The sequence below is a fragment of the Mesorhizobium shangrilense genome, assembly GCF_028826155.1.
In the GTDB taxonomy this organism is placed as follows: Bacteria; Pseudomonadota; Alphaproteobacteria; order Rhizobiales; family Rhizobiaceae; genus Arvimicrobium; species Arvimicrobium flavum.
In genome coordinates this window covers 165,390-187,170 of record NZ_JAQGPN010000003.1, presented here as the reverse complement: position 1 = coordinate 187,170, position 21,781 = coordinate 165,390, and the positions used below count along the sequence as shown (strand labels likewise).

At 65.0% G+C, this 21,781-nt stretch carries 21 protein-coding genes; 5 read left to right on the top strand and 16 right to left on the bottom strand.

Annotated elements, in window-relative coordinates; translation table 11 throughout:
* Position 1 precedes the first annotated feature (1 nt).
* The gene (locus tag PD284_RS25420) at positions 2 to 1,042 is read right to left on the bottom strand and encodes an acyl-CoA dehydrogenase family protein (RefSeq protein ID WP_274631134.1); all 1,041 of its coding nucleotides are present in this window, start codon (positions 1,040 to 1,042) and stop codon (positions 2 to 4) included.
* An 825-nt stretch (positions 1,043 to 1,867) separates the two neighbouring features.
* Here PD284_RS25420 and PD284_RS25415 point away from each other — a divergent pair.
* Positions 1,868 to 2,923, top strand: coding sequence for a porin (locus PD284_RS25415; RefSeq protein ID WP_274631133.1), 1,056 nt, complete (start codon positions 1,868 to 1,870; stop codon positions 2,921 to 2,923).
* A 147-nt stretch (positions 2,924 to 3,070) separates the two neighbouring features.
* Here the strand turns inward: PD284_RS25415 and PD284_RS25410 are convergent, their stop codons facing one another.
* The 12 genes from PD284_RS25410 to PD284_RS25355 form a co-directional block, all read right to left on the bottom strand.
* Complete coding sequence (locus tag PD284_RS25410; RefSeq protein ID WP_274631132.1) at positions 3,071 to 4,243, bottom strand: L-rhamnonate dehydratase; 1,173 nt, start codon at positions 4,241 to 4,243, stop codon at positions 3,071 to 3,073.
* A 146-nt stretch (positions 4,244 to 4,389) separates the two neighbouring features.
* Positions 4,390 to 5,166, bottom strand: a complete 777-nt coding sequence (locus PD284_RS25405; protein ID WP_274631131.1) for an SDR family NAD(P)-dependent oxidoreductase — start codon at positions 5,164 to 5,166, stop codon at positions 4,390 to 4,392.
* Entirely contained in the window at positions 5,166 to 6,443 is a 1,278-nt protein-coding gene (locus PD284_RS25400) for a TRAP transporter large permease (protein WP_274631130.1), read from the bottom strand. Before PD284_RS25400 ends, PD284_RS25405 begins: the two co-directional genes overlap by 1 nt.
* Positions 6,440 to 6,967 carry a TRAP transporter small permease gene (locus PD284_RS25395; protein ID WP_274631129.1) on the bottom strand — a complete coding sequence of 176 codons (528 nt, stop codon included), beginning with the start codon at positions 6,965 to 6,967 and terminating at the stop codon, positions 6,440 to 6,442. Before PD284_RS25395 ends, PD284_RS25400 begins: the two co-directional genes overlap by 4 nt.
* Before the next feature lie 26 nt (positions 6,968 to 6,993).
* On the bottom strand, positions 6,994 to 8,412 hold the full coding sequence (locus tag PD284_RS25390; protein ID WP_274631128.1) for a hypothetical protein: 1,419 nt from the start codon (positions 8,410 to 8,412) through the stop codon (positions 6,994 to 6,996).
* Positions 8,409 to 9,485, bottom strand: a complete 1,077-nt coding sequence (locus PD284_RS25385) for a hypothetical protein (RefSeq protein ID WP_274631127.1) — start codon at positions 9,483 to 9,485, stop codon at positions 8,409 to 8,411. The genes PD284_RS25390 and PD284_RS25385 overlap by 4 nt, the downstream gene beginning before the upstream one ends.
* Positions 9,486 to 9,492: 7 nt before the next feature.
* Entirely contained in the window at positions 9,493 to 10,242 is a 750-nt protein-coding gene (locus PD284_RS25380; protein ID WP_274631126.1) for an SDR family NAD(P)-dependent oxidoreductase, read from the bottom strand.
* A gap of 80 nt (positions 10,243 to 10,322) precedes the next feature.
* Positions 10,323 to 11,339, bottom strand: a complete 1,017-nt coding sequence (locus PD284_RS25375) for a TRAP transporter substrate-binding protein (protein WP_274631125.1) — start codon at positions 11,337 to 11,339, stop codon at positions 10,323 to 10,325.
* Positions 11,340 to 11,365: 26 nt separating this feature from the next.
* On the bottom strand, positions 11,366 to 12,562 hold the full coding sequence (rhmD, locus tag PD284_RS25370; RefSeq protein WP_274631124.1) for an L-rhamnonate dehydratase: 1,197 nt from the start codon (positions 12,560 to 12,562) through the stop codon (positions 11,366 to 11,368).
* A 108-nt stretch (positions 12,563 to 12,670) separates the two neighbouring features.
* Positions 12,671 to 13,648 (bottom strand): C-terminal binding protein, encoded by a 978-nt coding sequence (locus PD284_RS25365; protein WP_274631123.1) that lies wholly within the window; start codon positions 13,646 to 13,648, stop codon positions 12,671 to 12,673.
* A 17-nt stretch (positions 13,649 to 13,665) separates the two neighbouring features.
* Positions 13,666 to 14,460 (bottom strand): acetoacetate decarboxylase family protein, encoded by a 795-nt coding sequence (locus PD284_RS25360; protein WP_274631122.1) that lies wholly within the window; start codon positions 14,458 to 14,460, stop codon positions 13,666 to 13,668.
* A complete protein-coding gene (locus PD284_RS25355; protein WP_274631121.1) occupies positions 14,457 to 15,182 on the bottom strand; it encodes a FadR/GntR family transcriptional regulator in 726 nt (241 codons plus the stop codon). Before PD284_RS25355 ends, PD284_RS25360 begins: the two co-directional genes overlap by 4 nt.
* Positions 15,183 to 15,341: 159 nt before the next feature.
* On the opposite strand from PD284_RS25355, the gene PD284_RS25350 reads away from it, so the two are divergent.
* The 4 genes from PD284_RS25350 to PD284_RS25335 all read left to right on the top strand — a co-directional run bounded on the left by PD284_RS25350 (position 15,342) and on the right by PD284_RS25335 (position 19,094).
* On the top strand, positions 15,342 to 16,466 hold the full coding sequence (locus PD284_RS25350) for a mandelate racemase/muconate lactonizing enzyme family protein (protein WP_274631120.1): 1,125 nt from the start codon (positions 15,342 to 15,344) through the stop codon (positions 16,464 to 16,466).
* A 37-nt stretch (positions 16,467 to 16,503) separates the two neighbouring features.
* A complete protein-coding gene (locus PD284_RS25345; RefSeq protein ID WP_274631119.1) occupies positions 16,504 to 17,268 on the top strand; it encodes a FadR/GntR family transcriptional regulator in 765 nt (254 codons plus the stop codon).
* A gap of 12 nt (positions 17,269 to 17,280) precedes the next feature.
* A complete protein-coding gene (locus tag PD284_RS25340) occupies positions 17,281 to 18,054 on the top strand; it encodes an SDR family NAD(P)-dependent oxidoreductase (RefSeq protein WP_274631118.1) in 774 nt (257 codons plus the stop codon).
* A 194-nt stretch (positions 18,055 to 18,248) separates the two neighbouring features.
* The gene (locus tag PD284_RS25335; protein ID WP_274631117.1) at positions 18,249 to 19,094 is read left to right on the top strand and encodes a fumarylacetoacetate hydrolase family protein; all 846 of its coding nucleotides are present in this window, start codon (positions 18,249 to 18,251) and stop codon (positions 19,092 to 19,094) included.
* Positions 19,095 to 19,315: 221 nt separating this feature from the next.
* Here the strand turns inward: PD284_RS25335 and PD284_RS25330 are convergent, their stop codons facing one another.
* From PD284_RS25330 to PD284_RS25320, 3 genes are read right to left on the bottom strand one after another with little or no spacing between them, the layout of a single operon-like run.
* Entirely contained in the window at positions 19,316 to 20,380 is a 1,065-nt protein-coding gene (locus PD284_RS25330) for a D-TA family PLP-dependent enzyme (protein WP_274631116.1), read from the bottom strand.
* Between the two features lie 6 nt (positions 20,381 to 20,386).
* On the bottom strand, positions 20,387 to 21,079 hold the full coding sequence (locus PD284_RS25325; protein ID WP_274631115.1) for an RraA family protein: 693 nt from the start codon (positions 21,077 to 21,079) through the stop codon (positions 20,387 to 20,389).
* 22 nt (positions 21,080 to 21,101) lie between these two features.
* Complete coding sequence (locus tag PD284_RS25320; RefSeq protein ID WP_274631114.1) at positions 21,102 to 21,494, bottom strand: RidA family protein; 393 nt, start codon at positions 21,492 to 21,494, stop codon at positions 21,102 to 21,104.
* Positions 21,495 to 21,781: the final 287 nt, after the last annotated feature.

Genomic DNA, 21,781 nt, shown 5'->3' with positions numbered 1-21,781 from the left:
CTCAATTTGCTCCCAGCCGCTGGTCTGCGATGGCGTCGAGTTGATGGTCCGCGCCGCCGAACAGCTCGGCGTCGACCATGACGCGGCGGGCGCAGATATGGGCGACATGCTCCCATGTCTGGCCGATGCCGCCATAGACCTGCATCACCGCTTCAGCCGTCGGCCGCGCGGCCGCCGACGCCAGCGCCTTGGCGGTGCGCGCATTGGCAAGTGCCTCGGCGGCCGGCAGCGCGTCCACGCACCAGGCGGCGCGGGATACGAGGTCGCGGATCGCCTCGACCTCGACGAGCATTTCCGCGCAGATGTGCTGGACCGCCTGGAACGAGCCGATCAGGGCGCCGTACTGGACGCGCTCCTTCGTGTAGGCGACGACGCCCTGGTGCGCGCCATGCAGCACGCCGGCGATGTCGGCGGCGACAGTGACCAGCGCCAGGGCAAGCCAGCGGTCGAAATCCTCGTCGGAAACCGGTCGGCCGATCGGCTCGACACGCAGCTCGCCGCTGGTCCGGCGCAGCATCTGGCGTGTCAGGTCCGCGCATGATGTCGGTTCGAAGCCGGACGCCAGGTCGACCAGAACGACCTGTCTCGTCCCCTTGCTGCGATCGATGGCGACGGCATGGCTCGCCCCCTGCACGTCGAAGGCGATGCTGTCAGCCGCATCGGGCCCGGCAATATCGACCAGCGACCGATCGAGCAGCAGACCGCAGCGACGCTCCCCGGTCGACAATTGCTCGATCAGGGCGTCGTCCGCACCGGCCAGGACCAGGAGTTCCGGCGCCAGCACGCCGGAGGCGGTGAAGGGAACCGGGGCCAGCGCGGCCCCAAGCGCCTGCGCCGCAATGGCGACCTCGACACCGGACCCCAGCGGCGCCCCGTCGGACCGCATGCGAAGCCCCAGCAGACCGTTGTCGCCGAGCTTGCCATAGAAGCTGTCGGAATCGGCTGCCCGCAACTCCACCATGTTGGTGATGCGCACATCGTTTGCGATCCGAACGGCCGTGTCCTCGAACATCCGCTGCTCGTCGGATAATAGCGCCAGCATTGCTCCTCCCACACTAAATAACCGATAATCCTCTCGATTATCGAATTGTATTCATTTTCAGAAAAATTTCCGGTCGGCGCACAGTCGCGCCTCAGGACTGCGTCAGAGCTCATCCGAGCGCGTCGCGAGTGCGAGAATTCTCCATCGAAGGAGCGAATTCGACCATTGATGCGGCTACATGCGAGCCACGTTGCCCTCCCCGGCGCAGCCGCCATCCGGCGACGTTCAACCTCTTCCTGATCAAGGCTTATTCGAACTTCATTCACATAGCAAGGGGTTTTTCGCATTTTACCCCGACAGCGTGACGCCCCGCGCTGCCTAGGAGGCAGACGGAGCAGAGCGATCCGCAGGGCTTACAGACCCGCGCGGGCGGCGCGAACTGCGCGGGCGGCCATTCGCAGCCTCAAAACGCATCCGCGCGCGAAAGGACCGAGGCGCCAGCCCAACGGCAAGCACCGCAACGCGATCGCCCTCGTCCTAATGCCCGGCGATACCAGCTCCTTGAGCCTGCCCGCGCCTTGATTGACGTCCAACTCCACTCGCGAGGCAGCATCCCGGCGCTCCGCGCACACCATGCCCGACCACCTCAAAAAGAGATTGTAATATGAATCTTATTCGGATAACTCCCCCATTTATGATGAAAATGCATGGGAGGGCATTTGATTCATCCTGCCGACACGCCTGATTTGTGATGCTTCTGGCCTTTTCAGGCGAAGGCATTTTAATCCGCTATATCCGAACACCATTCATCCAACAGTAGAATCCGAGCGGCTTTCGGAAGCGACGCCGCTTGCTTTGCAGAACTCATCGCTTGGGAGGACGATCATGAATTTTAGAGACCTGATCCTGCATGCCGTGCCGGCCATTGTCCTGGCGTCGGTCGCGCACGCCGCGGACGATGCGGCGCTGGATGCGGAACCGCTGAGCTACGTCCGCGCGTGCGATGTGTGGGGGGCAGGTTTCTATTACATCCCCGGCACGGAAACATGCGTGAAGGCCGGCGGTCACATCCGGTACGACATTGCGGCGGGAAAGGTCCCGACCTATGGCCTGGCGGTTCCCGGCACCTACCATTCGCGCTCCGAGCTCGCCCTCAACTGGGACGCCCGCACGGAAACCGAACTGGGAACGCTGCGGAGCTTTGCCCAGGTCACCTTCGCGTTCGACAATGCGCTCCAGCGGGCCACCGGATCACCCAATTCCGCGTCGCTTCCATTCGGATATATGACGCTCGGTTCCACCACGAGCACGGGGCTGCAGTTCCGGCTCGGCGTCAACGACACGTTGTTTCGAACGGCCGCGGGTCTGACTGCCCTGCACATCTATGCCGGCGGCTTTACCCATGCGCCCACCACGACCGGGCAGATGGTCGTCAGCTACGGCAAGGGGAACTTCTCCGGCGCGCTCGGCCTGGAGACCGGGGCCGGCAGGCAATCGATCGACAGCTACATGCCGCACGTGGTGGCGGCGGCTGCATACAGCGACAGCTGGGGAGCGCTGAGAAGCGCCGTCGTCTACAACAGCGTGCTTGAGGAGTGGGCCGCAAAGCTGAAGCTGGAGCTGAACGCCACGGACGATCTTTCGCTCTACGCCATGGGCGTCTATTCATCCGATCCGTCGGGCCGAAACTTCTACACACCGTTCATCGGCAACTACGGCGTCTGGGTCGGCTCGACCTACCAGTTCACGCCCAAGGTCAAGGGCCTCCTGCAGTTCGCCGCGGACGGCATGGGCGCCGATGTCGACGACCGCTTCTCGGTTCTGGCAGGGCTTCAGTACGAGCCGGTCAGCAAGCTGTATATCAAGCCGGAGATCGCCTATCTCGACAAGGGCTCCGACTCCGAAGTCGCCGGCATCGTGCGGTTCCAGACCAACTTCTGACGCACTCGTCAAAACCCTGATCGAGCAGTGGATGCGGCGGCAATGCTCGCGCCGCATCCTCATCGAAGGTTCGCAAGACCATCAGCGGGCGATGCGATGCGCCGCAACCCCGCTGCCTGGCGCATGCCGGCGGCATGCAGCCGGACGTCATTCGTGGATCACGAAGCTTTCCTGCAGATCCGCCTTCAGGCTCAGACCAAGGCCCGGTTTGTCGTCGTCCAGCTGGATCCAGCCATCCTTGGCGACGGGTTCTCCGTCGAAGATGTACCAGAAAAGCTCGTTGCCGACTTCGACCGGCACCTTGGGGAAAAACTCCGCAATGGGCGCCGCGACGTTCGCCATCACCACATGGTAGTTGTGCATCTGGCCCGCATGCGGAACGACCGATAGCCCGAACGCCTCGGCAAGCGCACAGATCTTCTGCGCCTGGGTAGGACCTCCGACACGGTTCGTGTCGAACTGGATGAAATCCATGGCGCGGCGCTCGGCGATCTCGCGGAAGCCGCGCAGCGTGAATTCATGCTCGCCGCCGGCGATGGGGACGATGTTCATCGCACGCAGTTCGGCATAGCCGTCGATCTCGTCGGCGCCGAGCGTTTCCTCGATCCACTTCAGGTTGTAGGGCGCCAGCAGCGGCAGCATGCGCCTGGCATATTCCAGCGTCCAGCCCATGAAGCAGTCGGCCATCACCTCGACGTCATCGCCCACCGTTTCCCGGACGGTGCGCACGAGCTCGACGTTGCGCCGCATGCCGGCTGCTCCGTCGCGCGGCCCCCAGCCGAAGCGCAGCTTCATGGCGCGGAAGCCGGCATCCTTGTAGCGGGCCGCTTCGGCGGCGAGCGCATCGAGCGGCTGTGCGTAGAGGCGGCTGGCATAGACCTCGATACGATCCTTCAGACGGCCGCCGAGCAGCCGGAAGAGAGGTTGGCCGAGCGCCTTGCCGACGGCATCCCACAGCGCAAGGTCGATCGCCGAGATCGCGGCCATGCCCGAACCCTTGCGGCCGAAAGGCAGCGTCTGGCGATACATGCGCTCCCAGAGCCAGGCGATGTCGAAGGCGTTCTCGCCCATGAGGATCGGCTTCAGGTGATGGTCGATGACCGCCTTGGTGACATGGGGGGACAATGCCGCGTTGCCGAGGCCGACCACGCCGCTGTCCGTCTCGATCTCGACCACGAGCCAGCCGAGGAAGGAATAGGCGCCGATGCCGACCGACTTGCGGGCGACGATATCGCTGGCGGTCGTGCAGAAGTTCGGCGGCATCGAGGCGACCGGACCGTTCCATTCGAGCACACGGGTCCGGACATCAGTTATGCGCATGACGTTGATCCAGTCAGTTGAAGGGTGGGAGCGAGGCGGCGTGCCGGTCGGCCCGCCGACATGCGGCATTCCGATCGGGCAGGTTGGGATCGTCGAAGACGGCACAGATCGGTCGGATGCCGGATGCGACGTCCTTCACGATGCCCTCACGCATAGTGGCGTTCGGGCAGGCCGACGCGGGCGCGCAGCGCGGCGTCGCGGATCGAGAGTTCGCCGCCGGCGAGATCGGCGGCCTCCGGCCGCATCAGCCAGGCGACGACACGGGCCGGCAGTTCCGGCGGCAGCAGGTCGTCGCGCGACAAGCCGGCGACATAGCCCATTCCGGCATCCCTGATGCGGTCGAGCATGCCGGTATCGACCGCACCCGGCTGGAAGCCGTAGACGCGGACTGCCGTGCCCTCGGTTTCGAGCGCGAGGCACCGAAGCAGCGCCAGCGCCGCCGCCTTGGCCGCGCAATAGGCCGACCACCCTTCGAGGGGCTTGTGCGCAGCGCCGGAGGAAAGATTGACGATCACGCCGCGTCCGCCCGCGCCAAAGGCGCGCAGCGCGGCGCGGGAGCCGTGATACGTCCCGGCGATGTTGACACGGGCTGCGAGGGCCCATTTCGCCGGTTCGGTTTCGGTGATCGGCGCGATCGGATCGATGACGCCGGCATTGTTGACGACATGGTCGAGCCGGCCGAACGTCGCGAGCGAGGTCTCGATCGTCCGGTCCACCGCATGTGGATCGGCGACATCGCAGGCGACGGCCTCAGCACGACCGCCGTCGCGGCGGATCGCGTCCGCCACGGCCGTCACCGCATCCAGCCGTCGTGAGGCCGCGACGATGGCGGAGCCGTCACGGGCCAACGCCCTGGCGATCTCGGCGCCGATGCCTTGCGAAGCGCCGAAGACGACCGAGACGGTTCCGTTCAGCGCCGCCATCAGTTGAGCACCATCGACGGCAGCCATGTCGTGAGGAACGGCACATAGCCGACTAGCAGCGTCGCGGCGGCCCACCACAGGATGAAGGGCGTCAGCATGCCGAAGGTCTTGCCATACTCGATCCCGGCGATCCGGCACGCCACCATCGCGAGAATGCCGACCGGAGGCGTCAGTCCGCCCAGCACCAGCGTCATCAGGGTGAAGATGCCGAACTGGATGTCGTTGAAGCCGTAGTGCGCCACGATCGGGATCAGGATCGGCGTGACCAGGATCAGCGCCGAAACCGTTTCCACGAACATGCCGAGCACGAGCAGCACGAAGAAGATGAGCAGCAGCGCCATCGATGGATTGTCGGTGGCCGCAACAAGCAGATCGAGCGTCGCCTGGGCAAAGCCGCTGGCCACCAGCACATAGCTGAAGAGCGATGCGCCGGCCAGCGTCAGCAGCGCGCTGGACGTCGTCACGCCGGCGCTGATCAGCAGGGAATAGACGCCGCCGGCGTTGTGCCTGCGGGTCACTATGCCGAAGACGAGCGCATAGGCGACCGCCACCGCGCCGGCCTCGGTCGGCGTGAAGATGCCCGAAAGGATGCCGCCCACGATGATGACGGGAACGGCCATGGCCGGCATGGCGGAAAGCCCGGCCTTGCCGAACTGCGACCAGCTTTCGCGCGGCATCGCCTTGGCGCCGCTCTTGCCCGCCATGACGCGGGACAGGATCATGATGCCGATGCCGGCCATGATGCCGGGGATGGCGCCGGCGAGGAACAGCGATCCGATCGAGATGCCGGTGATCGAGCCGTAGATGACCGCGATCACGCTGGGCGGTATGATCGGCGCCATCAGCGCCGCGCACGACGTGACCGCGACGGCGAAGGCCTTCTTGTAGCCTTCCCGGACCATGGCCGGGATCATCATGGAGCCGATGGCCGACAGGTCGGCGAGCGACGAGCCCGAAAGCGCCGCCATGAACATGTTCGACAGAATGTTCGCCTGCGCCAATCCACCCTTGAAGTGGCCCATGGCGGAGCGCGAGAAGCGGACGATGCGCTCGGTGATGCCGCCCGAATTCATCAGCTCGCCGGCGAGGATGAAGAGGGGCACCGCCAGCAATGCGAAGCTGTCGAGCGAGGCATAGATGCGTTGTGGGACGATGAACAGCGACTGGCCGCTGCCCAGGGAGATCGCCGCGATCGCGGACAGTCCCATGGCGAAGGCCAGTGGAAGCCCGACGACCAGGAAGGCAGCGAAGGTCGCAAAGAGAATGAAGATCATCATACGAGAAGTTCCTCGTCGGACGAGTTGGCGCCGAAGTTGCCCGAAAACAGCTGGACGATGGTGAAGAATGCCATCAGCACGCATCCGACAGGGATGGCCGCATACACATAGATCATGGGGATCTGCGACGCCGGCGACGACATGAACCGGATGCGGAACGCATATTGCGATCCGTACCAGGCCGTGATTGCGCAAAAGACGATGACGAGAATGCCTGCGCACCATGCCACGATCCGGTAGGCGTTGTCCGAAATCGCGCCGCGCAGCGGGTCGAGCGCGACATGGGCGAAGCGGTCGCTTGCAATGGCCCCGCCCAGCATCACGCCCCACAAGAGGCCGAAGCGCACCAGCTCCTCCGACCAGATGAGAGACGAATTCAGCGCATAGCGGTAGAACACCTGCGTGCAGATGATCATCGCGTAGCTGAATACGATGATGGCTACCGTGGCTTCGAGAGCCCGGCGGACCATCCGCACCGGCAGCGACTGCGACAGCATCCAGCGGTTTTCATGTTCGTACGGCAAGTCGATGCCCTCCCTGTCCGTTCTGGTCAAACCTGTTCGAAACCTATTCCAAGGAAGCGCGCCAGCAGCTCCAGCCGACTCGCCTGACGGCCCGGCGACAGCGAGCCGTGATGCGTGGCGCCGGCTTCCGCCCAGCGCGCGAAAGCCCTGCGCATCGGCTGGGTGTCGGCGCGGAACCAGGCCGACGACACCGACAGCTCGATCTCGGGCTGCTCTTGCACCTCGCCCTCCATGGCGATCAAGGCAAATCCGCCCGTCGCGTCCGCACGCGGGGTAAAGCCGACCATGGTCGCGGGTCCGGCCCGCAAGCCCTGGCGCACGGAGCATCCGGGCGCATAGCGCCCCGAATCCATGCCGGAGGTGAAGATCCGGCACGAAGCCGTGCGATCCTTCGACCAGCCGAAGTCGCCCTCGCCCGTGTTGGCGCAGAGGAATGCATCGCGGCCGGTGTCGATCGCGTCAAGTTCGCAATAGAGCGACGCGCCGCCCAGGGTCCTGCCGATCGCCATGGCGATCGCCGTGATGACGTCGCCCGTGCAAGCGAACGGAATCCCGATGCTCGTGGCATGGGTTGTGGCAAGACAACCGAGCGACGGACAGATGGAATTCGTCACGCCGAACGCGCCCCGGCAGTTCATCGCGCCGGCGCACAGGCCGTGACGCTGCGCCGTTTCCTCCAGCGCGGCTGCCATGCGGGCGGCGGCAAGCATGGCCTGCGGCTGTCCCCTGTCGTCAAGCTCCGCGTGTTGCCGCAGCTTGTCAACCAACGCTTCTGCCGCGTGCGGCGATGTGGAAGCCAGCGTCTCGTTCCACTCGTCGAGCTCGATCTCGACGAGTTCGATGCCCGTCGCAGCCTTCAGTGCGGCCGCGTCAACGTCGACATTGGCATAGCCGTCGAGCGGGCGGCCGAGACGACCTATCCTGCTGCGCTTCAGCCGTCCGGCCAGCGCCGCGACAGCCAGCGTGTCGCGCAGGTCGGTCCGTGTCGCCGCGTCGTCGCGCTCGCCTGCCACGACTGCGAAGGGCCTGCCGGCTCGCGCCAGCATGTTGCCCACCATCAGCGCGCCGACATTCTGGCTGTGCCGGCAGAGCTCGACCATGTCGTAGGTCGGCGCGATCGTTCCGGTCTCGTAGGCTGCCCATATGACGACCGGCACGCCGGGATTGGATTCGACCACGCTCCATAGATAGTTTGCCGGCGTCGCCATCGTCGGCGCCAGCAAAATGGCGTGCGCGCCGAGGGCGGCCAGGGCCTCGCCGGCTGCCCGCCCCGACGCCTCGTCATGCATGAGACCGAGATAGGTCACGTCGCCGACCGCGTCCGCGACATCGGCGACGCTACGCCCATATGCGTCGCGGTCGGCCCGATAGCCCGCCGGCATGATCTCGTCGAAGAACGGCATGTAGCCGGCTGCGACGGCGATGCGAGGTCTGGACGCCGTCACGCGCCTTCTCCCGAAAGCGCAGCCTCCCGCTCGACTCGCCCCTTGCTGCCAAGCGGCATGCCCGGCCCGGGTTTCTGGAAGCCGAGACGCTGGTAGACGGATTCCGGCACGAGTTCCGGGGCGCGGTAGACGGTCCAGCGGCAGACCGCATCGCCGTTGTTGGGATAGAGCGGCGGATCGACGACCCGGATCGGATAGCCAAAATGCTCCATCGGCAGTTTTTCGGTCAGCACGCAGCAATGCGCGCAGTAGGTGCAGACGCCGGGCGTGTTCCAGCCGAACACATGCGGCTCCTCCAGCACCTTGAACCGATAGGGAGCCTCCATCCGGGGCGGCGTACCGTCGAGCGGTTCGCCGACGACGGTGCGCCCGCCCGAGCCGCAGGGCGCGAAGGTGAAGACCACGCGGTCGTCGAAGCTCTCGAACGAGACGTCTCCCAACCGACCCGGGCCGGCCAGGTGACCATGCATGGATTCGAACGTCAGATAGACGATCAGCGGGAAAGCGTCCTGCCAGGAGAACTTGCTGACGTCGAAGCGCTGATACCTTTTGGCGAACCAGTCGCCGATCACCCAGCCTTCGTACATCTCCCCGAGTGCAGCCTCGCCGAAGCGGCGGATCACGATATCGAACAGACCGGAGATGTGGTCCACCTGCCCGTCGTGCAGGTGCCGCCACAGCTCCTTCATGTTTTCGGCATCGCCGACGGTGCCGCCAGCCGCCACCTTCTGCGACAGGGCCACGACCGCGTCCCAGGCTGCATCACAATCAGTCATCATGGGCGGACGGCCCGCATAGGCGAGCGCCACGATCCGCGCTTCCTCGTCGGCGACCTCATCGGCCGGGATCCCCTTGTCGACGAGATAGCGGCGCGTATCGACCAGCCACTGGGAGTAGATGTCGTGGATGACCTTGGCTTCGACGAGGAAGAACTCGGCCAGTTCGCTGCGTGCAGTGTCGTCGTTGCTCTCGATCGCGTCGACAAGGCGCGTATAGGTGCCGACGGCAAGGCCTTCCCAGTCGTCGGCGCGGATGGCGCGCCCGAGCTCTGGATGATGGGTCAGGGTGGGCATGTCTGGTTCACCGCATCAATTGGCCGCCGTTCACGTCCAGCGTGTGTCCCGTCACGTAGGACGACCAGTCGCTGGCCAGGAACATGCAACACCTGGCGAGTTCCTCGGGGGCGGCTACCCGGCCCATGGGGATCATGTCCATGAACCGCGCCAGCGCCTCTTCCGATACGTCGTTACGGATCATCGGCGTGTCGACCAAGCCCGGCGCGACCGCGTTGACGGTGATGCCGTCGCGGGCGAATTCGCGGGCCAGGGATTTGGTCAGGGCAAGCACGCCGGCCTTCGACATCGCATAGACCGTCGAGCCGACATAGCCGCCGGTATGGGCGCCCTGGCTGGAGAAGAGCACGATGCGGCCAAAGCCGTTGGCCTTCATCGCAGCGGCTGCCGCCCGCGCAATGAAGAGCGGACCGGCCATGTTGACCATAGCCGTGCGCTGGATATCGTCGGGGCTCACGGCGTCCAGGGGCTGCCGCATGATGATTGCGCCAGCATTGACCAGCACGTCGAGCCGGCCGAACCGCGCGACCGTTTGCGCGACGGCCGCGTTGCAGTCCGCTTCATTACCAAGATCTAGCGAAAGCGGCAGCGCATCGGGGGACAGCGCGGAAGCCGCCTCCCTGACGCCGGCCGCATTGATGTCAGCCAGCGCGACACGGCTTCCCGCTTCCGCGAAACACTGGGCGACCGCGCGACCAATGCCGCTGGCAGCGCCCGTGACGAGCACCACCCTGCCTGCCAGGCCAAGATTGGTCACTGGTTCACTCCAAGATAGCAGAATGAGACGTAGGAAATTGAAACGCCGGGCCGCGTCATGTCGCGGCCCGGCGCATCCAACTACTTTGCCGGCACGGCCTGGATGCGGTCGATCCAGCCCTGGCCCGCCTCACCGGCGGCCGCCGTGAACTCTTTCCACACCGGCGCCATCGCCTCCTGGAAGGCGGCGCGGTTCGGCTCTTCCACCGTCTCGAGCTTTTCCGAGAGCTGCTTCCAGTAGCCGGCCGCCGCCTCGCGGGTCTTGGCGTTGAACTCGTCCACTGCGGTCTTGGCGGAAGCGCGGATGGCCTCCTGCAGCTCCGGCGTGAAGCTCGACATCACGTCATTGCTGACGAACAGGTTGACGTCGGTCATGATGTGATAGGTGCGCGAGAGATACTTGGTGACCTCCTGCATGCCGCCGACGGCAAGGCCTTCGGCCGGGTTCTCGACGGCGTCGATGACGCCGGTCTGGAGCGCGGTGTACACTTCACCCCAGGCCATCGGCGTCGGGTTCGCCCCGACCGACTTGAAGGCCGAGACTAAGATCGGCACTTCCGGAACGCGGATGCGCACGCCCTTCAGGTCGGCCGGCTCCTTGACCGCCTTGCCGCTCGTGGCGATCACGCGAAAACCCGCATTGCCGTAGCCGAGTGCCTCGATGTTGAGGTTCTTGGACACGTCGTCGCGCAGCTCGCGGCCGACGTCGCCGTTGAAGACGGCGTCGAAGTGATCGTCGCCCTGGAAGAGGAACGGCAGGCTTACGAAGCCGTACTCCGGACGCCAGTTGGCGAGCGTGCCGAAATCGGTCCACACGAAGTCGACGGTGCCGAACTGCACGGCTTCAGCGCCCTGGCGCAGGCCCGCGATCTGGCCCGAAGGGAACACCTCAACTTTGATCGCGCCCTTGCTCTGCTCGGCGACGAGCTCGGCGAAGCGGTGCGAGGCGACGTCGACGAGATGGCCCGGCGCGAGATGGTGCGACAGACGCAGCGTGCGCGACTGCGCGTCGGCCTGGGTCACGCCGAAGCCGGCGGCGAGCGCCACCGTGCCCAGCATGGCCGCCGCGAACGCGCGACGATTGAGCGATGAGTTCATTGATTCCTCCCTTTATAGGTTGAGATTCAGCTTGATGGATAGGGACGCGCCAGTTTCAGCTTGTCCCTGTTGAGCACGAGGCCGAAACCCGGCGCGTCATCGAGTGCGATACGTCCGCTGCTGGGCAGACGTTCGTTTTCGAACATGTCGCCAAACACCGGCTGCATCGAGCGCCCGTCGGGGCTAATGTTGATGTACTCGGAGAAAAGCGCCTGGGGCTGCGTGATGCAGAAGTGATAGCTGTATGCGCCCGACCCATGCGGCACCACGGGAATATCGTAGGCATTGGCAAGCGCGCTGATCTTGATCAGCTCAGTCAGGCCGCCAGCCCACATGACGTCCGGCTGAACGATGTCGATGGCGCGCGCCTGGATCAGGTTGCGGAAGCCATAGCGCGTGTACTCGTGCTCGCCGGTCGTCCAGCGCACCCACGGGCAGGCCGCCTTGAGCGCCTTGTGCCCGTCGAAGTCGTCGGGGTGCAGGACCTCTTCCAGCCAATAGACATTGAAGGGACGAACCGCGTTGGCGAGATCGATCGCATAGGGAACGTCGAGCGACATGTAGCAGTCGATCATGATCGGGAAGTCGGGCCCGACGCTTTCGCGCACCGCCGCCACGCGCTCGACGTTGCGGCGCAGGCCCGCGGGGCCGTCAGCCGGTCCTTCGGGCAGCGGGAACTTTCCGCCGAGGAAACCCTGCTCCTGATAGACGGCCGGCTCCGGGCCCGTGCAGTAGAGCGGCATATCGGGGCGAACGGCGCCGCCGATCATCTTGTAGACAGGCTCGCCACGCAGCAGACCGAGCAGATCCCACAACGCCAGATCGACCGCGCTGATGGCCGTCAGGGTGAGACCCTTGCGCCCATAGAACATCGAGGCGCGGAACATCTGGTCCCAGAGCAGCGCCGTGTCGCGCGGATCGGCGCCAATCAGGAAGCGACGGAAATGCTTCTCGATGAGGTAGCAGGCCGGCTCGCCACCCATGCCGGTAGCGACGCCGACCGTGCCGTCTGCAGCCTCGATCTCGACCACGACCGAACCAAGGGTGCCGATGCCCCACTTGGTGCGGCTATCGCGATATTCCGGATAGACGGACATCGGATTGGAGATCAGCGTGTCGGTGATCCAGTGACCGCCGGCCCGGCGATGGTAGTCGCCGCCCGTATCATCGCCGGCGACGACGAAAGCGCGCACATCTACGATCTTGAAACGATCCGAACGCATCACTGAAACCGACTTTCTTATTTGTCAGCCAACTTAAGTGGTCAGACCATTATCGACTGACCACCAGCCTGTCAATTCGTCGCCTGCCTTTGCACAGGCGCGTTTTTCCTATGCGCTTCCCGGCACGGGCCGCCGCGGACGAGCCCCTGAAAGCGCAGCGCCGATATCGTCGGCGATGAGCTGCTGCAGGCGGCCGATCGCGGCTTCCGAATACCAGGCCGCATGCGGCGTCAGGATGAGATTGGGAGCCTGGCGGAGCGGCGAGTCTGCCGGCAGCGGCTCGGTCTCGAAGACATCGAGCCCCGCTCCGGCAATCACGCCATCTGTCAGCGCCGCAGCCAAGTCAGGCTCGTTGACCAGCTTGCCTCTCGCCGTGTTCACGATCACGGCGTTGGACTTCATGGTCTTGAGCGTTCCGGCATTGACGATGCCCGTCGTCTCCGGCGTTGCGGGAGCGTTGAGCGACAGCGCGTCCGCCTCGCGGAACAGCGTCCCGACGTCCACGCGACGAACGCCCAGCTCCGCCGCCTTGGCGTCGTCGAGCATCGGATCCGCAACGATGAACTGGAAGCCGAAAGGCTTCAGCCGCCGGCAGATCTCCCGGCCGATCTGTCCGAAGCCGAGGAAGCCCACAACCGTTTCGGCGAAGGGCTTGAGCGGCCTCGCGGCCGCGACCGCTTCCCAGCGACCCGCGCGAAGGGACGCATCGAGGCCGGGGAGCTTGCGCAGCGAAGAGAGCATCAGGGCGACTGTGTGGTCGGCCACCTCGTCGATGCAGTAGTCAGGCACGTAGCCGACCGGCATCGACCTGGCGGCCGCGGCGGCGACGTCAATGTTGTCGTAGCCGATACCGTAGCGCAGCAGGGTCGCGCCCGGCGCAAGACCTGCGATGGCCTCGGCGCCGCAGGGCGCGAACTGGACCACCGCGACATCGGCGCCCGCTATGGCGCTGGCGACCTCGGCCGCCGTGCGGCATTGATGTGCCTCGAACGAGGCGCCAAGCTTCTCCGCGGCCAAGCGCTCCCGGTCGAGATTGGGAAATGTATAGTCGGTCACGACGACGCGTCGTGCGGCCCCTTCAGACATGGATACTCTGCTTTCTGCTAGACTGCCTTGCCGTCTTCGGCGAGGTAGTCGTGGATGATCTGGCCCGGAATGAGGGAGAAGTCCGCGCGCCAGTAGAAGCCGCGCAGCGGCTCCAGCACCGGAAGACGGAAGATCGGGGCCTGAACGTTGGCGCGAAGCTCGACCGAGCACGGCCCGGTCCAGCATTCGTGCACGGTCATGTCGGCAAGCTTGCGCGAGGTCAGCTGGCGGATCGCCGGCCGGCCATCGATATGGTCGATGACCTTGAGGTTGATGTTCGTCGAGAAGTCGAAATGCGCCGCGATCTCTTTCGGATCGCAGGCCACCTGCTTGTAGGGCAAGGTCGCCGTGATGATATCGATGCCGTTGCGCTCGACGCTTCCGACGATCAGGTCGCCGCGGAACTCGAGCGACACATTGGCCAGCTTCTTGGGCTGACCATGCATTTCACGGCCGTGAGAGACGCCGATCTCGGTGCTGAGGAAGAAGTAGGGAGAATAGGAGCCGGAAGGACCGCCGGGCAACGAAGCCCCGAACATGATGTTCGATTCGCCGAACGGGCCGATCCAGTCCGTATCGTTCATCCGGTAGATGTGTATGGCGACGATGTCGCCGGTGCACTGAAGCGGCTCTGGGAGCAGAAACTCCATGGCCTTGCGATCGCTGCGGTAGAACAGCGTCATCATCTCGACGTTTCGGAAGCGAAACGGAAACGGCGGAATGGTCGGCGCGTCCCATGGGGTGGAGAACCCACCCGCCACAATGTCGTCAATGCCTGGGCGAGTGAGCCCGCCGCGCGACTGCCTCGTCATGATGTCTCCTGGTGGCGCTCGGCCCGCTTGGTGGTGGTCAGCACGCGCTCCATATGCTCGCGCATCGCCGTGCGCGCGGCATTGGCGTCGCGAGCACGCAGCCCGGCTACGATACGTTTGTGGTCGTTCACCGAACCGGCGATGACCTCGGCGGTCTCGGATGCGATCTTGCGGAATTCGAGGCCGAGCACGTTCATGCTCTCCGCCGCACGCGCCAGGAAAGGATTGTCCGCGATCTCGGCCAGCCGGCGGTGAAGACGCGTGTCGACCTCGCGATAGGCCACCGGATCCGCCAAGACGTTTTCCTGCTGCGCGATGAACTGGTCGAGTTCATCCGCATCGGCCTCCGTCGCGCGCTCGGCCGCCCGCGCAGCGATTTCCCCTTCAATCAGGGCGCGCGCATCATAGAGCCTCTCGATCTCCACATCGCGCAGCGACAGAAAGAAGGATATCGGACCGAGCAAGTCCGCTGCCTCGAGCGGAGACACGAAGATGCCGTCGCCATGCCGCGACTTGAGTACACCCAGCACGATGAGCGCCTTGACCGCCTCGCGGATCGTCGGACGGCTCACATTGAAAAGGCCTGCAAGCTCCCGCTCGCCCGGCAGCCTGTCCCCGGGCTTCAGGTTTCCGGCCTTGACCATGCCGAGGAGGCGATGGACCAGTCGCTCGGACGCGCCCTCGCGTACGAGCGGCTCAATTTCCAGCTTCCCCGATGTCATCGTGGCGCTTCTGCTCCCTCCCGGCGCGGCAATCACTTTACCACTGAATTGGTCTGACCTCTTGTTGACTTAGCAGCGGGCCTCAGGCTAGTCAACGATCAACCAGCCAATGCGGCCGGAAAGGTCGGCGCCAATCCTCGGCGCACACAAGTGTCGTCCATGCGCATCGCCAAGATCACCAGCCACATACTGCGCTACCAGGATGCGAACGATTTCGGCACGTTCCGCATGACCATCCTCGTGCGCACCGAAACGCAGGACGGCATCGTCGGCTGGGGCGAAGGCATCGCCATGTGGCCGGAAGCCTGCAAGGCGACCAGGACGATCATGGAGGAAGGCTTCGCTCCCCTGCTCAAGGATGCAGGCGATATCGACGTGGCCCGTGCATGGGAACTCATGCGCGCCCACTCCTGGTGGTATGGCGAGGGCGGCATCGCCAGCATCGCGCTGAGCGCCGTCGACATGTCGCTCTGGGACATCAAGGGCAAGGAAGCGGGCAAGCCGCTCTTCGAACTCTTCGGCGGGGCCGCGCATGACGCCCTGCCCGCCAACGCGTCCTGCCATGTCAACAAGGCGACGCTGGACGCATGCGTGGAGGAGGTGCAATCCTACTTCGCCAGAGGCTTCCGAAGCGTCAAGCTCGGGCTTGGCAAGAAGGGGCTTTCGCCCATCGGGCAAGACCCTGAGCAGGTGGTCCGCTTCGTCGGCATGCTGCGCGACACCCTTGGCGCGGACGCCGAGATCCTCGTCGACATAGGCAACGGCATCGACTGGGACCTCGACACCGGAATTTCCGTCGCAAAGCGGCTTGAGGCGCTCGGAGCCGGCTGGATCGAGGAGCCCTTCCATCCGACGCGCCACGAGGACTATCAGGCGCTCAAATCGGCCGTTTCCGTTCCGATCGCCAGCGGAGAGCGAGAGTTCACCCTCACCGGCTATCGCACGCTGCTGGAGACTGGAGCCGTCGATGTCTTCGGCGTCGATCCCGCGCGCGCCGAGGGCATCACCGGGTTTCGCCGTGTCGACGATCTGCTGCGCCAGCATGGCAAGACGATCAATGCGCATGCCTGGTCGACAGCCATCACCACGGCAGCGAGCCTGCATCTTTCGATAGCCTCGCCCGCCGCGCGCCTGTTCGAGTTCAAACCGCACCCGGTCGTCGTCCAGCAGGAGCTGGTGGATCAGCCGATCATGATGCAGGAGGGGCTTGCCAGACCCCCGACACGTCCCGGGCTTGGCATCGAGGTCGATGAAAAGGTCGTCAGCGACCTTTCGGTCGGCTAGGAAAAGGGAAGCAGCAGCCGTTGGTATTGGCGCGAACATGAGACACCCGGGCAGGGCAGCGGATGCCTTCACCTCAGTCGAGCAGGAACCGGACGAGCGTCTGTCGGTCGCCGAACAGGTCGCCCGCCGCCTTCTGGAACTGATCCAGTCCGGAAATCTCCGTCCCGGCGAGCAATTGCCGTCCGAGCGTGAACTCGCCGCCATGCTGGCCGTTAGCCAACCGACCGTGCGCGAGGCCTTGCGCGGACTGCAAATCCTCGGCGCCATCCGGTGGACACGCAGCGGCACGTGCTATGTGTCGTCGCTCGAACTGTCGGGCATGCTGGCGCCCCTGCAGTTCCTCGTCCCCCTGAACGAGAACAATGTCGAGACCCTCTATCAGGCGCGGGTGCTGATCGACGGCGGGATTGGCCGGATGGCGGCGCGGCTGATCTCCGACGGGGCGATCAAGCGCCTGCGGGAACTCGTCACGATCCAGGAAGGTCTCGCGAACAATCCCGCCGGCTTTCGGGTTTCGGACCTGGAGTTCCACCAGATCATCCTGGATGCATGCGGGAACCCGTTCCTCGATCGCATCGCCAACTCGCTTTACACGCTCGGCATGGAATATCGCCGCGTCGCGTCGGAGACGCCCGGCGTAATCGCCCAGAGCGTGCGCGATCACGCCGCCATCGTGGACGGTCTGTCGGCACGCGACCCGGACATGACCGGCGCCGCGATGGAAGAACATATGCGCAATGTCGATCGGACGACGCGCGCCGCGATGATGCAACTGGCGTCCAGCGGCAAGCTTGACGGTTAAAGGAGATTTCAGATGCCAGATCTATCCGGCAAGGTGGTGGTGGTGACGGGAGCGGCGCGTGGAATCGGCGCCGCCGCATCCCAGGAACTGGCGCGACAGGGCGCGCGCGTGGTCGTCACCGCTCGCTCGCTCGATGCGGCCAAGGCGCTTGCCGATGACATCGTTGCGTCGGGAGGCGAGGCTCTGGCGCTTGCCTGCGACGTCGCCGACGCGAGCTCGGTGGACGCCATGGTGGCCGCGACGCGCGCAAAGTTCGGACGTATCGACGCGCTGGTCAACAATGCCGGAGTCATCGATCCGGTCGGGCGCATCGTCGACACCGATCCAGCGGCGTGGATGCGCGCCGTCGAGATCAATCTCGTCGGGTCCTATCTCGCCGCGCGCGCTGTCATTCCGGCCATGATCGAAGCCGGCGGCGGCACCATCGTGAATCTGTCGAGCGGCGCAGCGTTCCGTCCGATGGAAGGATGGTCGGCTTACTGCTCGACCAAGGCGGGACTTGCCATGTTCACCCGGTCGATCGATCTGGAATATGGCGCCGCGGGCGTTGTCTCCATCGGTCTTTCGCCTGGTGTCGTTGACACCGGCATGCAGGGCCAGATCCGCGCCTCCGGGATCAATCCCGTGAGCCAGATCCCGCGCGAAAACCTCACCGATCCGAAGGAGCCAGGCCTCGTGATCGCCTTCCTGTGCAGCGAAGCCGGCCGCAGCTACGCCGGCAAGGAGGTCGATCTTCGCGACCCTGCGCTGCGCGAGGCCGTCGGCCTTTCTGCAACCGCGGCTTGAGCCACACATCGGAATGAACCCCGATCGACCCTGAGGGTCGATCCGTGCGGCCGCGCCTTCCCGCGTGGCCGCTTCCTCGAACCGGGCGGCGATCGTCGCCCGGCTCGTGAGCGAGGAGAACACCTTCACCACCGGAGCGGCCTTCGATTTTTGGCGGCCGCACAACCTACTGACCAACGAGGATAGGAAGTAAGATGAAACTGGTTCGATATGGCGTTGCGGGACAGGAGAAGCCCGGCATTCTGGATGCGGAAGGCAGCATCCGCGATCTCTCCGGCATCGTCGGCGACATTGCCGGTGAGGCGCTGACGCCCGCAGGGCTCGACAAGCTGAAGTCGGTGGACGTCGCTTCCCTGCCCCGCGTCGAAGGCGAGGTCCGCTACGGTCCCTGCGTGGGACAGGTTGGCAAGTTCATCTGCATCGGCCTGAACTACGCCGACCACGCCGCCGAATCCGGCATGCCCATCCCGAGCGAGCCGGTCGTCTTCATGAAGGCGACCAGCGCCATCTGCGGCCCGAACGACACCGTCCTCATCCCGCGCGACTCCACCAAGACCGATTGGGAAGTCGAGCTCGGCGTGGTCATCGGCAAGGGCGGCAAGTACATCGAAGAGGCTGACGCGCTGTCGCATGTCGCCGGATATTGCGTCGTCAACGACGTCTCGGAACGCGAGTTCCAGATCGAGCGCGGCGGCACCTGGGACAAGGGCAAGGGCTCCGACACCTTCGGCCCGATCGGCCCCTGGCTGGTGACGGCCGACGAGGTCGCCGACCCCCAGAACCTCAAGATGTGGCTGGACGTCGACGGCAAGCGCTACCAGGACGGCTCGACCAAGACGATGATCTTCGACGTCGCGCACGTCGTCAGCTATGTCAGCCGCTTCATGAGCCTGCAACCGGGCGACGTGATCTCCACCGGCACGCCTCCCGGCGTCGGCATGGGCCAGAAGCCGCCGCTCTATCTGCGCGCGGGCCAGACCATGCGCCTGGGGATCGAAGGCCTCGGCGAGCAGACCCAGGTCACCGCGCAGGACGCCTGAACAGGCCAATAAGGTGAGGTGACGGTCTCCAAGATCGTCACCTTGCGCGATCAAACTGTGAAAGCGCCGTGCGTCCAATCCGACGCACGGCGCTTTCTTTTTTTGCGTCGCTATTGTGAGTGAAAACGAGGGCGTTGCGGCTCGGGAGGAACCTTAGCGCGTCAGCGGCGATGCACGAGCGATGTGCGCTGCCGCCTCGTCCTTTCGCCGCAAATTCCTCGCTACCTGAGCTTGCCGCGGGCGGCCACCGGCAACACGTCGACCACTGCCTCGCCGGAGATCAGATGCACTTCGTCGAACAGGTTGATGACCGGGCAGATATGGTTGACCAGCACGCGCACCTTGTCGCCGACCTCGAGCTGGCTGTCGGCGGGAAGCGAAACGACGCCATGCTCCTCGGACAGCCCGACAATGCGCGCGCCGGGCACGCCGATCAGCTCGCCGTGGTCCTGCAGGCCGAGCAAGTCGCTGGTGAGAGATTTTGAGCCGGCGTCCAGTATGGCGCGGGTCGCGGTGGGACGACTGACGACCGTCGCGAGCACGAAAGCCGCGCAGTCCTCCAGCTTCCCGGCGCCCTTCTCGACCTGGTAGCGGTCCATGTAGACATAGGTGCCCGGACGATACTCGCTGACGACCGAAGCATCGACCGGCCGCCACATGTCGGGCGTGCCGCCCGTCGTCACCGTCTCGCAATCGAGGCCATTGGCCAGCAGCAGGTCGCGCGCGCTTCGCAGCCAGGCCTCCGCGACCTCGTGGCCGCCCGCCGCGGGAAACGTCATCAGTCCCCCGAACCGCAGGCCCGGCGCGCCCGCAATCACCTGCGCCAAACGAAGGGCGTCTTCCGGCGACTGCACGCCGACACGCCCGCCGCCAGTATCGCATTCGACCAGCACCTTCAGGCGGCGATCCGGATCGGTGAACGCCGCAGCATAGCCCCTGACCGTCGTCTCGCTGTCGGCGCTCACACTGAGCGACATGCGCATGTGCAAGGCGTGCAGCCGGTCGAGCTTGGAGCGGCCCAGGATGTTGTAGGGAATGAAGATGTCGGTCAGCCCGGCATTCGCCATCACCTCCGCTTCGCCGACCTTCTGGCAAGTGATGCCGACCGCGCCGGCCGCCACCTGCTGACGCGCAAAGAATGGCAGCTTGTGCGTCTTGATGTGGGGCCTCAGCTTGATCCCGATGGCGTCGGCATGCGCCTGGGCCCGCGCGATGTTGCGGGCCGCGACATCGACGTCGATCAGGACCGCGGGCGTATCGACGTCATGGACGGTTTGCGGTCTCATCGCCCCTCACATGATCCCGAATTTCGCATACGCCTCGACGGTGCTCATGCCGGCGCGGATGGCCTCCGCAACCTTTTTCTCACCACGCACTTTCTCGATCGCGCCGGCAATGACGTCGGCTTCTGCCTCACGCGGGATGACCAGCACGCCGTCGATGTCGCCGAACAGAATCGCGCCGGGTTCGACGCGCGCCGCGCCGACTTCGATGGGGAGCCTGAAATCGACGACCTTGCCGCGCACGCCCTGGTCCTGGCCGTAGGAGCCGCGGGAGAAGGTCGGGAACCCCATTTCCAGAACGCCCTTGGTGTCCCGCGAGAAGCCGTTGATGATGGCGCCGGCCGCGCCCAGCATGCGGGCGCGTGTCGCCATGAGCTCGCCCCACATCGCGTATGCGCCGGTTGTCCCCGAGGCGATGTAGACTTCATTGGGCTTCAGGTCGTCCAACGCCTCGAACATCAGGCCGAAGCCGCGCTTCGCAAGCGGCCCCCGGCTGTCGCTGGAGTCGGAATAATAGTCGGCCTCGAGCACCGGCAGCGCCCGCCCGGCCAGAACCATGTCGGGGCTCAGCGGCCTTACCTCCGGCGGCAGGAATTGCCGGCGCAGGCCCATCTTGTCCATCACGTCGCCGACGACGCAGGTGGTGAGCTCCGCCTTCATCAAGGCGAAGAGTTCGGAGTCGTCCCGATAGATCTTTTCCATAGTTCAGTTCCTGCGTTTCCTGTCAGCGTGGGCTGTAAGCGATGACTTCGATCTCGACCTTGATGTCGACGATCATGTCGTTCTGGACACATGTCCGTGCCGGGCGCTTGCCCGGCTCGAAGTAGGACGAATAGATTTTGTTGAAGGCCGTGAAGTCGCGCGCGTCCTTGAGGAACACCGTGGACTTGACGATCTCCTTCATGGAGCTGCCCGCCTGTTCCAGCGCGACGGCAATGCGATCCATGACGAGGCGCGTCTGAGCCTCGACGCTGCCGACCAGAATCTCGCCGTTCGGATCCATCGGCACCTGGCCCGAGATGAATACGAAATCGCCCGCGCGAACGGCCGGCGTCAGGGGCATGGCGCTCCTTGCGGCGCCAACGCCCTCGCCGCCAAAATACTCGATAAGTTTCATCGCGCTCTCCTCGTCATGGCCGCGGCTCCGCGTGACGATCGCCTCAGACGACCGTTTGGCAGGCCGACACGAATCTGTATGCCTGTCTTACAGCTTTACAGGATGAAATCAAGCAGGAGGGCACGCGTCGCGGCGGCAAATCTGTGTCCTCTCCCGCGGATGACCAGCTTGCGGCTAGGTCTGGCCTGACTTGTTCAAGAGAACGGCGCAGCGTCAGTCCGCGACGCTGGAAGCGGGAGCCCTGGCCGACGGGACGTTCTGAACGCTTGACGCGAAAGTATTCCGAC

Excerpts from the sequence above, each read along its gene's own strand:
- PD284_RS25385 (WP_274631127.1), bottom strand. The coding sequence starts at position 9,485 with ATGCCCACCCTGACCCATCATCCAGAGCTCGGGCGCGCCATCCGCGCC.
- PD284_RS25415 (WP_274631133.1), top strand. The coding sequence starts at position 1,868 with ATGAATTTTAGAGACCTGATCCTGCATGCCGTGCCGGCCATTGTCCTG.
- PD284_RS25335 (WP_274631117.1), top strand. The coding sequence starts at position 18,249 with ATGAAACTGGTTCGATATGGCGTTGCGGGACAGGAGAAGCCCGGCATT.
- PD284_RS25375 (WP_274631125.1), bottom strand. The coding sequence starts at position 11,339 with ATGAACTCATCGCTCAATCGTCGCGCGTTCGCGGCGGCCATGCTGGGC.
- PD284_RS25420 (WP_274631134.1), bottom strand. The coding sequence starts at position 1,042 with ATGCTGGCGCTATTATCCGACGAGCAGCGGATGTTCGAGGACACGGCC.
- PD284_RS25345 (WP_274631119.1), top strand. The coding sequence starts at position 16,504 with ATGAGACACCCGGGCAGGGCAGCGGATGCCTTCACCTCAGTCGAGCAG.
- PD284_RS25410 (WP_274631132.1), bottom strand. The coding sequence starts at position 4,243 with ATGCGCATAACTGATGTCCGGACCCGTGTGCTCGAATGGAACGGTCCG.
- PD284_RS25320 (WP_274631114.1), bottom strand. The coding sequence starts at position 21,494 with ATGAAACTTATCGAGTATTTTGGCGGCGAGGGCGTTGGCGCCGCAAGG.
- PD284_RS25355 (WP_274631121.1), bottom strand. The coding sequence starts at position 15,182 with ATGACATCGGGGAAGCTGGAAATTGAGCCGCTCGTACGCGAGGGCGCG.
- PD284_RS25405 (WP_274631131.1), bottom strand. The coding sequence starts at position 5,166 with ATGGCGGCGCTGAACGGAACCGTCTCGGTCGTCTTCGGCGCTTCGCAA.
- PD284_RS25400 (WP_274631130.1), bottom strand. The coding sequence starts at position 6,443 with ATGATGATCTTCATTCTCTTTGCGACCTTCGCTGCCTTCCTGGTCGTC.
- PD284_RS25365 (WP_274631123.1), bottom strand. The coding sequence starts at position 13,648 with ATGTCTGAAGGGGCCGCACGACGCGTCGTCGTGACCGACTATACATTT.
- PD284_RS25325 (WP_274631115.1), bottom strand. The coding sequence starts at position 21,079 with ATGGAAAAGATCTATCGGGACGACTCCGAACTCTTCGCCTTGATGAAG.
- PD284_RS25360 (WP_274631122.1), bottom strand. The coding sequence starts at position 14,460 with ATGACGAGGCAGTCGCGCGGCGGGCTCACTCGCCCAGGCATTGACGAC.
- PD284_RS25330 (WP_274631116.1), bottom strand. The coding sequence starts at position 20,380 with ATGAGACCGCAAACCGTCCATGACGTCGATACGCCCGCGGTCCTGATC.
- PD284_RS25340 (WP_274631118.1), top strand. The coding sequence starts at position 17,281 with ATGCCAGATCTATCCGGCAAGGTGGTGGTGGTGACGGGAGCGGCGCGT.
- PD284_RS25350 (WP_274631120.1), top strand. The coding sequence starts at position 15,342 with ATGCGCATCGCCAAGATCACCAGCCACATACTGCGCTACCAGGATGCG.
- rhmD (WP_274631124.1), bottom strand. The coding sequence starts at position 12,562 with ATGCGTTCGGATCGTTTCAAGATCGTAGATGTGCGCGCTTTCGTCGTC.